Origin of the sequence: Gramella sp. AN32 (genome assembly GCF_023718305.1) — a bacterium.
Classification (GTDB): Bacteria; Bacteroidota; Bacteroidia; order Flavobacteriales; family Flavobacteriaceae; genus Christiangramia; species Christiangramia antarctica.
The window spans coordinates 44278-56741 of the sequence record NZ_QEYO01000020.1 but is presented as its reverse complement, the minus strand read 5'-3'; the positions used below and the strand labels follow the sequence as shown (position 1 = coordinate 56741).

The 12464-nt window shown below is 39.1% G+C and carries 11 protein-coding genes; 8 read left to right on the top strand and 3 right to left on the bottom strand.

Features of this window, described 5'->3' with window-relative positions; translation table 11 throughout:
* Window positions 1-96 precede the first annotated feature (96 nt).
* From DHD80_RS17135 to DHD80_RS17125, 3 genes are all read right to left on the bottom strand, one after another.
* Complete coding sequence (locus DHD80_RS17135) at window positions 97-615, bottom strand: inorganic diphosphatase (protein WP_251742688.1); 519 nt, start codon at window positions 613-615, stop codon at window positions 97-99.
* A gap of 62 nt (window positions 616-677) precedes the next feature.
* Entirely contained in the window at window positions 678-3167 is a 2490-nt protein-coding gene (locus DHD80_RS17130) for a DUF5686 family protein (RefSeq protein WP_251742687.1), read from the bottom strand.
* Between the two features lie 61 nt (window positions 3168-3228).
* Window positions 3229-4206 (bottom strand): pyruvate dehydrogenase complex E1 component subunit beta, encoded by a 978-nt coding sequence (locus DHD80_RS17125; protein ID WP_251742686.1) that lies wholly within the window; start codon window positions 4204-4206, stop codon window positions 3229-3231.
* Between the two features lie 282 nt (window positions 4207-4488).
* On the opposite strand from DHD80_RS17125, the gene DHD80_RS17120 reads away from it, so the two are divergent.
* The 8 genes from DHD80_RS17120 (at window position 4489) to egtB (ending at window position 12460) form a co-directional block, all read left to right on the top strand.
* Window positions 4489-5235: an electron transfer flavoprotein subunit beta/FixA family protein gene (locus DHD80_RS17120; protein ID WP_251742685.1), complete on the top strand. Its 747-nt coding sequence runs from the start codon at window positions 4489-4491 to the stop codon at window positions 5233-5235.
* A 38-nt stretch (window positions 5236-5273) separates the two neighbouring features.
* Window positions 5274-6239 (top strand): electron transfer flavoprotein subunit alpha/FixB family protein, encoded by a 966-nt coding sequence (locus DHD80_RS17115; protein WP_251742684.1) that lies wholly within the window; start codon window positions 5274-5276, stop codon window positions 6237-6239.
* 85 nt (window positions 6240-6324) lie between these two features.
* A complete protein-coding gene (locus DHD80_RS17110; protein ID WP_251742683.1) occupies window positions 6325-6951 on the top strand; it encodes a bifunctional nuclease domain-containing protein in 627 nt (208 codons plus the stop codon).
* Between the two features lie 9 nt (window positions 6952-6960).
* A complete protein-coding gene (locus tag DHD80_RS17105) occupies window positions 6961-8661 on the top strand; it encodes a nucleoside transporter C-terminal domain-containing protein (protein ID WP_251742682.1) in 1701 nt (566 codons plus the stop codon).
* Window positions 8662-8781: 120 nt separating this feature from the next.
* Complete coding sequence (locus DHD80_RS17100) at window positions 8782-9759, top strand: YihY/virulence factor BrkB family protein (RefSeq protein ID WP_251742681.1); 978 nt, start codon at window positions 8782-8784, stop codon at window positions 9757-9759.
* A gap of 109 nt (window positions 9760-9868) precedes the next feature.
* Complete coding sequence (locus DHD80_RS17095; protein ID WP_251742680.1) at window positions 9869-10693, top strand: thymidylate synthase; 825 nt, start codon at window positions 9869-9871, stop codon at window positions 10691-10693.
* Between the two features lie 110 nt (window positions 10694-10803).
* Window positions 10804-11214, top strand: coding sequence for an energy transducer TonB (locus DHD80_RS17090; protein WP_251742679.1), 411 nt, complete (start codon window positions 10804-10806; stop codon window positions 11212-11214).
* An 82-nt stretch (window positions 11215-11296) separates the two neighbouring features.
* Window positions 11297-12460: an ergothioneine biosynthesis protein EgtB gene (gene egtB / locus DHD80_RS17085; protein WP_251742678.1), complete on the top strand. Its 1164-nt coding sequence runs from the start codon at window positions 11297-11299 to the stop codon at window positions 12458-12460.
* The last annotated feature ends 4 nt before the right edge of the window (window positions 12461-12464 follow it).

Here is a 12464-nt window from a genome sequence, read left to right as displayed (position 1 = left end):
ATGCGAGCAAATGTAGTAAAACCGATATAATTAAAAAAGCAATAACTTTTTAAGGTTATTGCTTTAATTATATTAAAATAATCAAGTGATTATTCCTTATCCAATACTGAAACGGGACTTATCGCCTTCATAATCTTCGTAGCGCTTAATACACTGTGCGATGATTTCCCTTGCCTCGTTCACATCGCCAAAATCACCAATATCTACTTTTTTCTTCTCAAGATCTTTATACACTTTAAAGAAATGTTCGATTTCCTTGATCATATGACCATTCAATTCCTTCAGGTCATTAAGCCTATTCCAGATAGGATCTGAAACCGGTACGCAAATAATCTTTTCATCTGGTCCTTTTTCATCGGCCATATGAAAAACTCCAATCGGCTTTACTTCCATCACAATTCCCGGGAAAGTTGGTTCAGAAACCAAAACAAGTACATCCAGAGGATCCTGGTCTAACGCCAGCGTGTTCGGAATAAAACCATAATCTGCAGGGTACATCATCGAGGAGAAGATCATCCTGTCGTAACGAACTTTCTTCAGTTTAAAATCATATTCGTATTTATTTCTACTTCCCTTAGGGATTTCAATCAATACATCAAAACTTTCAGACATCATTTTCTTAATTCAATTTTATTTAAGGGGTGCAAAGATAAACAAATTCAATCTTAAACCGGCAATTAAAAATCAAATCCAAATTCTGCAGTTATCGCAAAAGAGCGGGCATCGGGAACGTTAAAATAATTTCCCCGGAAGTGCGCATCAATTCGTAAAATTTTGAAAATATTGCCCACCCCAAGGCTATATTCATAATAAGGCGCGTCGTCTGGAGCACGTAGTACCAATCCTGAAGCATCCAATAATCTGTTTTCTTCGGAAATTTCCCCATAAACGGCACGAATCCCCACCAGCTCTCGTAGATTTAAATCGCGAACACCGGGGATCCTCGCAAAAAGCCTTCCGTTGAAACTATGATTAAAATGCGCGGAAACATACGTATCGGTCACAAATTCATAGAAATTCAAAACCGGAAAGGTGTTATAAAGTGCAAAATAGGTCTGGTTTCCCGGAACCACGCTCAACAAACCCAGCGGAATTTCCCCATAGGTTTTGCCCGCTTCCAGACTAAAATTAGATCTTCCCAAACCACCAATTAAAATTGGCTGATCATAGAATAACTGCACTTTTTTATAATTAAAATCACTGCCAAGGATGTCTTTAATGCCCAGGCTGTAATTCAGGAAAATAGTTGGAAAATCCCCGCCATTTACCACATTTCTTTCCACACCATAACCGGAAACTTCCCGTCCCGGACTAAAACTCAAAATTGTAGAAACTTCAGTTTGATTGATTTCTGAATTAACCATAGTTCGATCTTTATCCACAAAATAATCCAGACTAAAAGTGGGTGAGGCCGGTTTAATATTTCGGTAATTGGCCCCAACTCTAAGGGTGAAATTTTTCAGTGGTTCTATCTCCAAAGACACCGTACTTAAATTTATGGAACTTAATTTATCGTTATCACCTACGTTAATCACTGAAGATGAAGCCAAACTTCTTCCCAGGACATCTGTTGAATTGGTTAAACTCGTGCCCAATTGTTCCACATCCCTCCTATTCCCGGCAGAAAGGATTAACCTGGATTTAGGATCCACAAGTACTTTTCCTAAAATGCCATATTTGAACTTATTGTCCTTAAATCCATAAGCCCCATAACCTTCAATTCGCCAGGGATCATTTTGCCCAAAATAGGTTCGCCCTCCAAAGCGCAAACGCATTCCTTCCACATCATTATAACCAAAAGTTGAATAAATTGGGCCATAATCCCAGCCGTTAAACTCTACAAAGCCGGACTGGGCAATGCTTGCAAGATTATAGATCCTGTTAAATGCTTTTGTTTCCTTTAAACTATCCAGCATCACGTATATATCCTGCTCGTTCCGGGACAATTGTTCCATTCGGTTTTTCACCCAAAAATCATCTTCACGTTGATAGGCTGCAAGATTAGGGTTGTATACCTGAGCCTGATAAAATGAAACTGGCCGCTCCTTATCAAACTGATAATCTTCAAATAGCTGCGTCCTTTTTATGTACACGCCCCGGGAACCTTCTTTTTCGCTCAAACCAAAATCTGCCATAAAGAAGTCCTTGGTGATCACAAAAACCGAGTCATTCAACACTTTATATTCCTGCTGAATATTCACCTGCTTTACCCAGTTGATATTCGCATCCAGCGAGGTTTCCATATCAATTTTCTTAATCGCCCAGGTCGTATCGTTTACCCAAAAATCCCCTTTAAATGTTAGTTCATTTTGGCGTCGTGGGTAATACACAATGTTGTAACACCATTTATTATCGATATACGTACTATCTGTTAACACATAATTATACGAATCGATACCGGTGGTAGAAACCGGGCTCACAAAGGCCTTATCGTAAAATTTGATATAATTTCTATAGATATCATAATCTTCATACATGTTTTTAAACATGCTGATAAGATTCTGATTTTGGCTAAATCCTGAATTCCTGTTTCCAATGAGCACTTCTTTTCTGGTCCCGATTTTATTGTCACCATAAATATTGGAAACTGCTTCATTGATAAATAAGGGCAAATAGGTTTTTCCGGTGACTGAATTTGTATCAGTATAATTGAAGATAAATTCCATGCCTTTAAAAAGCCTGCTATTCATCACTGCGCTATCAACCGTGTTCAAATCCATTTCCAGCTTTTCATATTCTTTATAGGAATATTGATCAAAGGATTTAATACCATTTTCGCGACGATGAGCCCAAATTTTCTTCAAAATATCTATGGCGGGATTGTTCTTTTTTGATGTCTTTCCTTTAAAAATAAAAACCTCATCCAGTTGTGAGGCTTCTTCTTCTAAAGAAATTCTAAGATCCAGGCTTGTTGAAGATTTCAGGAAGATATCTTTGGTTTTATAACCTATAAAGGAAATTTCCAGGGTGTCATAATCCTTTTCAGACTGCAGGTAAAATTTACCATTTTCATTGGTGTTTGTTCCTGTGCGCGTTCCCTTAAAAACCACATTGGCAAAAGCCACAGGTTTTTCAGAATCGTCGATGACCACACCACCAACCTTAGTTTGGGCAAAAGAGGAAATTCCGAAGAAAAAGAGGAAAATAAAGAGAAAGGATTTATTCATATTTGGGTAAAAAAAAACTTCATCGGGTAAGGATGAAGTTTCAAAGATAAGTTGATTAAGCTTACTTGTACATAACCTTTTTAACAGCTTTAACAACATCATCGCTGTTAGGCAACCACTCCTTCAGCAAAACCGGAGAATAAGGCGCCGGGGTATCAGCTGTGTTTAATTTTATAATGGGCGCATCCAAATAATCGAAAGCCTTAGACTGCACCAGGTAGGTAATTTCAGTTGAAATATTTCCATAAGGCCATGACTCTTCCAGAATAACCAGCCTGTTGGTTTTCTTTACAGATTCTAAAATGGCTTCCTGATCCAGAGGCCTGATCGTTCTAAGATCTATGATCTCACAGGAAATTCCATCTTCTTCTAATTGTTCCGCTGCTTTATAGGCTTCTTTGATTATCTTACCAAAAGAAACGATGGTTACATCCTTACCTTCTCTTTTAATATCGGCTTTACCAATTTCTATCACGTACTCTTCTTCGGGCACTTCGCCTTTATCGCCATACATCTGCTCGCTTTCCATAAAGATCACAGGATCGTCATCACGAATGGCTGCTTTCAACAAACCTTTCGCATCATAAGGGTTTGAAGGTACAATAACCTTTAAACCGGGAGTATTGGCAAACCAGCTCTCAAAAGCCTGTGAATGTGTTGCCCCCAACTGTCCGGCTGAACCGGTTGGCCCCCTAAAAACGATAGGAATATTAAACTGCCCGCCACTCATTTGCCTCATTTTGGCAGCATTGTTTATAATTTGATCGATCCCCACAAGCGAAAAGTTGAAGGTCATAAATTCAATAATAGGCCTGTTCCCGTTCATTGCAGAACCTACACCTATTCCGGTAAAACCCATTTCAGAAATGGGGGTATCAATTACCCGCTCAGGACCAAATTCGTCAAGCATACCTTTAGAAGCCTTATAAGCTCCATTATATTCGGCAACTTCCTCACCCATTAAATAAATTGTGTCGTCCAGACGCATTTCTTCGCTCATCGCCTCGCGAACGGCTTCCCTAAATTGAATTGTCCTCATTATTAACTTTCTTGTTTTTAATACTGAAAGGCAAAAATAGTAATTCACAAAAGTATTTCGCCTAATTGCCGATTAAAATTTTCTTAAGCTAAAACTTAAGCCTAATTCCGAATGGGGATTCTAAGAATTTTTTGGTTATTTAGAGATTTTATCTTTTGTTTCAGAATCATCTAAATTCCGACATCAATTTTCCTTAATTTTACTATGCATGCATAGTATATTTTGGTTTAATTTACTTACCTTCGTCCATGCAAACGAATTATTAAAAAAATATCTTTATATATGAAAATCTTAGTATGTATTAGTCATGTGCCTGACACTACATCGAAAATCAATTTCACTGATGGGGATACCAAATTCGACACCAACGGTGTGCAATTTGTGATCAATCCCAATGATGAATTCGGCTTAACCCGTGCCATGTGGTTTAAAGAAAAACAGGGAGCCAGTGTAGATGTGGTAAATGTGGGAGGCCCGGAAACAGAGCCAACTTTAAGAAAGGCTTTAGCCATTGGGGCAGACGCCGCGTTTCGTGTAAATACTGCTGCAAAAGATGGTTACCAGGTTGCGAAAGAACTTGCGAAAGTGGTTCAGGATGGTTCATACGATTTGATCATCGCAGGTAGGGAATCTATCGACTATAATGGTGGAATGGTGCCGGGAATGTTAGCCGGAATTTTGAAAGCCAATTTTGTAAATAATTGCATTAGCCTAGAGGTTGAAGGTGACAAAGCCACTGCAATTCGTGAAATCGACGGCGGGAAAGAAACCTTGACCGCTTCCCTTCCTCTGGTAATTGGAGGCCAAAAAGGTTTGGTTGAAGAAAGTGACTTGAAAATTCCGAACATGAGAGGAATTATGCAGGCCCGTAAAAAACCTTTAAATATCATCGAACCTTCAGAAAGCGACATGGCTACGGAAGCGGTGAAATTTGAAAAACCGGAACCTAAAGGTGCGGTAAAACTTATTGATCCTGATAATCTTGATGAATTGATCAACCTGCTTCATAATGAAGCAAAAGCGATCTAAGTGACCCTATCAGGATTATTAATTTTAAAATAAAAAATATGTCAGTTTTAGCTTATATAGAATCAGAAGAAGGAAAATTTAAAAAGTCGGCACTGGAAGTGGCTTCCTATGCAAAAGGCATAGCCGATATGATGGGAACATCGGTCACCGCTGTTGTTTTTAATACTGAAGACAATTCAGAATTGGGACAATATGGAGTGGACAAAGTTTTAGCTGTTTCCAACGATAAATTATCAAATTTTAATGCCGAAGCTTATGCAGATGCGGTAAGCCAGGCAGCAGAAAAAGAGGGATCAAAAGTAGTGGTCGTAAGCCAGAGTGCCAATGCCAAATATCTTGCCCCGTTATTAGCGGTAGATCTTAAAGCAGGTTATGCTTCCAACGCGGTGGCCTTGCCGGAAGATAACCCGTTCACTGTTAAAAGGACAGCATTTACCAACAAGGCTTTCAATTTCACTAAAATTGATACCGATATTAAGATTGTGGGAATTTCTAAAAATGCTTACGGGCTCAAAGAAAATTCGGGTGCCGCAACGAGAGAAGATTTTTCACCAAATTTATCTGAAGAAGATTTTTCGGTAAATGTCGAGTCTGTAGATAAAGCAACCAACAAGGTCACTATTGCCGATGCTGAAATTGTCGTTTCTGGTGGTCGTGGTTTAAAAGGCCCTGAAAATTGGGGAATGATCGAGGAGATGGCAGAGATTTTAGGTGCTGCTACCGCCTGTTCTAAACCGGTGAGTGATATGGGATGGAGACCACACAGTGAACACGTTGGTCAAACAGGAAAACCTGTAGCATCCAACCTGTATATCGCTATTGGAATTTCAGGAGCGATCCAGCATTTAGCAGGAATTAATGCCGCAAAAACTAAAGTGGTGATTAACAACGATCCTGAAGCACCTTTCTTTAAAGCCGCAGATTACGGAGTGGTTGGAGATGCATTTGAAATCGTTCCACGTTTAAATGAAAAATTGAAGGAATTTAAAGAGAAAAACGCATAATTTTCCTAAATTGTGCCCCTTAAAAGGGCTGTCTAAATCTGGTAAAATGCCCTAATTTAGACAGCCCTTTATATTTTACTAAAATATGAGTTTAGTCCGACTGAACATTAAAGGAATATCTTATAGTCAAACCCAAAATGGAGCTTACGCCCTTATCCTTAATGAAGAGGAAGGCGATAGAAAGCTTCCCATTGTTATTGGTGCATTCGAAGCACAGTCAATCGCCATAGCACTGGAAAAAGAGATAAAACCACCCAGGCCCCTTACCCACGATCTTTTCAAGAATTTTTCTGACAGGTTTAATATTGTAATTAAACAAGTGATCATTCACAAACTTGTGGACGGCGTTTTCTATTCTAGCCTAATTTGTGAACGGGAAGGAAAAGAAGAAATTATCGATGCCAGGACCAGTGATGCTATTGCATTGGCCTTAAGGTTCAACGCCCCAATTTTCACTTATAAAAATATTCTGGATAAGGCTGGTATTTATTTAAAAGCTGAAGAAAAGCAACAGAAGAAGGAAGATCTGGAAGAAGATATTATATCTGAAGAATTATTGCGCGATGATATTGAAATGTTTTCTGATGATGACGGCTCAGATTATAAGAAAATGTCCCTGGAAGAATTAAAAGAATTATTATCTAAGGCAGTGACTCAGGAAGACTATGAAAAAGCTGCACGTATACGCGACGAAATTTCCAAAAGAAAATAATTCCTCCACATGAATCGAATCTGGTATTGCCTGTTTCTGATTATATTTTCCGTTACAACTTCTGTATCTCAAACAATCTCCAAAAACTGGCAACTTGAATCTCCCGCGGATAGCACCCAGGTTAATAGTCCTTTTTTAAATGCCGATAATGTCAACTTTTCTGAAGGGGTTTTTAATTTTATCGCTGAAGAAGACACGGTAGCATCAGGAGATTATATGTACCAGAATAATTTGCTGGTACTTTTTTATACTATTCCGAAGGACAGTATTCAAAAATTAAGGGTAAACGATTTATCAGATTCCCATCTTTTCATTACTGCAAACGGCAAAGAATTTCAACTTTCAGCGGTAGATCTAACGGTAAATGAAGTGGTTCCGGCAAATACCGCCAAAGAAATGATCCCCAACGCAGGCTTAACCATTGTGGGTGTTATACGTGGCGCTTTGGGAATGGCAGTTTTACTCATCATTGCTTTTCTTTTTAGCAACAATCGCCGGGCAATAAACTGGAAAACTGTAGGCCTGGGCGTGCTTGCCCAATTATTACTGGCTATTGGAGTTTTGAGGATCACTCTTGTTCAAAATATTTTTGAATTCGTGGGAAAAATTTTCGTGTATATCCTGGATTTTACCGCTGCAGGAAGTGAGTTCCTGCTTGGGGGCATGATGGATGTGGATAGTTTTGGATTTATCTTCTTATTCCAGGTATTACCTACCATTATTTTCTTTTCCGCCTTAACTTCAGTATTATTTTATTTAGGAATTATTCAGGTTGTGGTTAAAGGACTGGCCTGGGTGCTTACCAAATTACTGGGGATTTCAGGGCCTGAAAGTTTAAGCGTTGCCGGAAATATTTTCTTAGGGCAAACGGAAGCTCCGTTAATGATCAAAGCCTACCTGGAAAAGATGACCAGATCTGAGATCCTGTTAGTAATGATTGGCGGAATGGCAACGGTAGCGGGTGGAGTCCTCGCTGCCTATATTGGATTTTTAGGTGGAGACGATCCTGAATTGAGGTTGCAATTTGCCAAGCATTTATTAGCCGCTTCAGTAATGGCAGCTCCGGGAGCCATCGTAATTTCAAAGATTTTATACCCTCAACAGGAATTGATCAATGAAAATATAGAGGTTTCTTCAGAAAAAATTGGCTCTAATATTCTTGATGCTATAGCAAATGGTACTACAGAAGGTTTAAAACTTGCCGCAAATGTTGGAGCCATGTTGCTGGTATTTATAGCATTTATCGCCATGATCAACTTTATTCTGGCTAAAGTTGGAGGTTTGATCCATCTTAATGATCTTATGGCGGTTTATACTCCGTATTCCCAATTTTCACTTGAATCTATTTTGGGTCTTATTTTCGCACCGCTTATGTGGGTAATTGGAGTGGCCAAAGAAGACGTAATGTTAATGGGACAACTTCTTGGAATCAAGCTTGCAGCCAGTGAATTTGTGGGATATATACAATTAGCGGAGCTAAAAAACCCCGCGAACGCGCTTAGTCTCAATTACCAGAAATCTGTGATCATGGCCACCTATATGCTCTGCGGATTTGCAAATTTTGCCTCCATTGGGATCCAGATCGGAGGAATAGGCTCGCTTGCCCCGGGACAGCGTAAAACCCTTTCAGAATTTGGAATGAAGGCTTTGATTGGAGGAACCCTGGCTTCCTTAATGTCGGCAACCATCGCCGGGATGATCATAGGATAAACCTATAATTTTCAGTGAAACTTTTTAAATCCTTTTTCTTTTAAAACTTAGCATAATTTAGACTGACACAGGACACTTTTCAGCGAACATAATTTACAGCTGCTAATGCTGCTTTTCAACATGGAACAAACTAAAAAAAACTACAGAAAATACCGGGGTGAAGATGCGCAATGGCCACACCAGATTCCATTGCCAGGGTGGCTGGATATTTGCAAAAGATCCTTTCATGAAATGAAAGCTGATCATGTACAGATTGTGGCTGCAGGCGTGGCATTCTATTTTTTTCTGGCAATTTTCCCAACAATTATTGCAGCAATTTCTATTTATAGTTTAGTATTAGAACCGGGACAAATCCAGGAGCAGATCTCAAAACTAAGTCTCATCCTGCCCCAACAGGCTTTTGGAATGATTAAAGATTTTTTAGAGCCGGTAATTCTTCAATCTAAAAAGGAAATTGGCTGGGGACTGGCTGTAAGTGTCTTGATTAGTATTTGGAGTGCCAATAAAGGTACGAGCGCGCTTTTTCAGGGTGTAAATATCGCCTATGATGAGATCGATACCCGGGGAATTATCAAAAAAAACTTAATGACCATGCTCTTCACCTTGTCTGGGGTGGTGCTTGGATTTATCAGCTTATTGATTGTTATATTTTTCCCGCTACTTATTAAAAATTTTGGGCTGAACCCCCAGGTTGAACATGTACTTACCTGGTTTCGTTGGGTATTGCTTGGAGTTATTTTGGTACTCACACTTAGCATGGTTTATAAAATCGCACCAAATCGCCGCAGTCCCAGATTTCGCTGGGTGACCTGGGGCGCGCTGTTGGGAACTCTGGTTTGGCTTGCCGGCTCTATGCTGTTTTCCTGGTATGTGAGTAATTTTGGAAGCTACGATGATCTCTACGGAAGTTTCGCTGCCGTGGCTATTTTAATGTTATGGTTGTTCTTAACTGCCTTTATTGTTTTAATGGGTGCTGAAATAAATTCTGAAATGGAACATCAAACCCGATACGACACCACTATTGGCCTTGAAAAACCAATGGGCGAAAGAAATGCATATCACGCAGATAGGTGTGCAGTGCAGGATTTGGAGGATTAATTCGTTCCGTTAACACAAAGTTGATAACTCAAGCCAAATTCAGCTATAGTTTTTTACCTGATTTCTTACTTTTAGAAAAATTATAACTGAAGTTTTAGAAAGACCTCCCATGAAGCAATATCACGATTTATTAAAGCATGTATTAGAAAATGGATCTCAAAAAGGGGACCGCACCGGAACCGGCACAAAAAGCGTTTTTGGTTACCAGATGCGATTCGATCTCAGCGAGGGATTTCCCATGGTCACCACTAAAAAACTTCATCTAAAGTCAATCATTTATGAATTATTGTGGTTCTTGAAAGGCGATACCAATATTGACTATTTGAAGGAAAATGGCGTAAGGATCTGGAATGAATGGGCCGATGAAAACGGCAATCTGGGCCCGGTTTATGGACACCAGTGGAGAAATTGGAATAGTGAGGACATTGACCAGATTAAGGAGGTTATCCAAACTTTAAAAACCAATCCCAATAGCAGGAGAATGTTAGTTTCTGCCTGGAACCCTTCAGTTTTACCCGATCCTTCAAAATCCTTTTCAGAAAATGTTGCCAATGGAAAGGCCGCGCTTCCACCCTGCCATGCATTTTTCCAATTTTATGTCGCCGATGGTAAATTAAGTTGTCAGTTGTACCAAAGGAGTGCAGATGTGTTTCTGGGTGTTCCTTTTAATATCGCTTCTTATGCCCTACTTACCATGATGATGGCGCAGGTATGTGGTTATGAAGCCGGGGACTTCGTGCATACTTTTGGGGATGTACATATTTATAGTAATCATATGGAGCAGGTGGAACTTCAGTTAAGCAGAAATCCGAAGCCTTTACCGCAAATGAAGTTAAACCCTGAAATCAAAGATATTTTTGATTTTGATTTTGAGGATTTTCAGCTTGTAGATTATGATCCATACCCTGGAATTAAAGCTAAGGTCGCCGTTTAAAAACTGGAAAGGTTTTTGTATTAGTAGTCCAGACTTTAAGTAGATTTTGAAAGCTTGACTTGTTTTCTCATATTTACCGTCCCTATCTATCAATAATTAAAACCAATCCTATGAAAAAGTTACTTTTTACCACCCTATTTTTTATGTCTTTGGGAGTATTTGCCCAGGATGATGTAGAAGTGAGTGGAAATACCATCACCGTAAAAGAGATCGCACCCGTATGGCCAGGTTGTGAAGACAACGATAATCAAAAAGCATGTTTCAATTCTATGTTAATTCAACATGTGAAAAAAACTTACAAATATCCAAAAAATGAGAAAGGTGAGTTTATTCGCGGAAAAGCCATTGTTTCCCTAGTAATCAATGAGGAAGGTAAAGTTGAGGTCACTGAAGTAAAAGGTGAAAATGCAAAAATAAATGCCGAAGCGAAGAGAATGGTTGAAAGCATCCCTACTTTAACTCCAGGGAAGCAGGCTGGAAAACCTGTAAAAATCAAATATACCATGCCTTTCAATTTTTAACTACACCTTAACGACCGATTAAGGGAAGTCATTTTCAAAAAATCGTAAATTTGAGTGGTACCCAATAGGTATCACTTTTTTTATGCTTTCACAACAGGAATTACTTACACTATTTAAAGAAACCAGAGCCGATTCAGAAAAGATCTGCTCTTATCTTGAAACTGAAGATTATGTGGTACAGCCCATCGTAGATGTTTCACCCCCAAAATGGCATTTGGGGCACACCACCTGGTTTTTTGAAGAATTTGTCTTAAAAGAATACTCTAGCGAACATAAATTATTCGACGAGAATACTGCTTATGTATTTAATAGTTATTATGAAAGTGTTGGTGAAAAAGTGGTTAGAACAGATCGTGGAAATCTTTCCCGGCCCACGGTGGCCTGGATTTATACATTCAGGGAATTTGTTACTGCAAAGGTGATCGATCTTTTAGTAAATGCTGAATTAACCCAAGAAGCACTCCAGGTGATAGAGATAGGTTGTCATCATGAAAAGCAGCATCAAGAATTATTATATACAGACATCAAATATATTCTGGGAAATAACCCGTTAATGCCGGTTTACAATTCAGAATTTGAAGAAAATCCGGTTCAAAATGTTGAACAAAAATGGCTGGAAGTTGAGGAAGGCATTTATGAAATTGGTCATAATTCTGATGATTTTTGTTACGATAACGAACAGGGTTTTCACCAAACCTTTCTTCAGAATTATAATATTTCCAATAAACTGGTTACCAACAAAGAATTTCTTGAATTCATGGAAGCTGGCGGTTATGAAGATGTTCTCTTATGGCATGCAGAAGCCTGGGATTGGATCAATACCCATAACATTAAATCACCATTTTACTGGCATCTCATTGAAAACAAATGGCATCAATATACTTTGCAGGGATTGCAGGAATTAAATGCTGAAGCCCCGGTTACCCATATTTCTTATTACGAAGCTTTTGCCTATGCTCAATGGAAAGGTTTGAGATTACCAACCGAGCAGGAATGGGAAGTTGCCCAGGAGAGATTTGATTGGGGTTCACGCTGGGAATGGACAGAATCAGCCTATGCTCCATATCCAAATTACACAAAACCAGACGGTGCGCTGGGAGAATATAATGGAAAATTTATGGTGAACCAAAAAGTGCTGAGAGGCGCTTCTATCGCTACTTCAAAAAATCATGCCCGCCCTACCTACAGGAACTTTTTTCATCCGCATTTGCGATGGCAATTCACTGGCTTTCGTTTGGCCAAATAGTTTA

Coding starts and splice junctions, on each gene's coding strand:
- DHD80_RS17130 (WP_251742687.1), bottom strand. CDS start 3,167: ATGAATAAATCCTTTCTCTTTATTTTCCTCTTTTTCTTCGGAATTTCC.
- DHD80_RS17125 (WP_251742686.1), bottom strand. CDS start 4,206: ATGAGGACAATTCAATTTAGGGAAGCCGTTCGCGAGGCGATGAGCGAA.
- DHD80_RS17135 (WP_251742688.1), bottom strand. CDS start 615: ATGATGTCTGAAAGTTTTGATGTATTGATTGAAATCCCTAAGGGAAGT.
- DHD80_RS17090 (WP_251742679.1), top strand. CDS start 10,804: ATGAAAAAGTTACTTTTTACCACCCTATTTTTTATGTCTTTGGGAGTA.
- DHD80_RS17110 (WP_251742683.1), top strand. CDS start 6,325: ATGAGTTTAGTCCGACTGAACATTAAAGGAATATCTTATAGTCAAACC.
- DHD80_RS17115 (WP_251742684.1), top strand. CDS start 5,274: ATGTCAGTTTTAGCTTATATAGAATCAGAAGAAGGAAAATTTAAAAAG.
- DHD80_RS17120 (WP_251742685.1), top strand. CDS start 4,489: ATGAAAATCTTAGTATGTATTAGTCATGTGCCTGACACTACATCGAAA.
- DHD80_RS17100 (WP_251742681.1), top strand. CDS start 8,782: ATGGAACAAACTAAAAAAAACTACAGAAAATACCGGGGTGAAGATGCG.
- DHD80_RS17095 (WP_251742680.1), top strand. CDS start 9,869: ATGAAGCAATATCACGATTTATTAAAGCATGTATTAGAAAATGGATCT.
- DHD80_RS17105 (WP_251742682.1), top strand. CDS start 6,961: ATGAATCGAATCTGGTATTGCCTGTTTCTGATTATATTTTCCGTTACA.
- egtB (WP_251742678.1), top strand. CDS start 11,297: ATGCTTTCACAACAGGAATTACTTACACTATTTAAAGAAACCAGAGCC.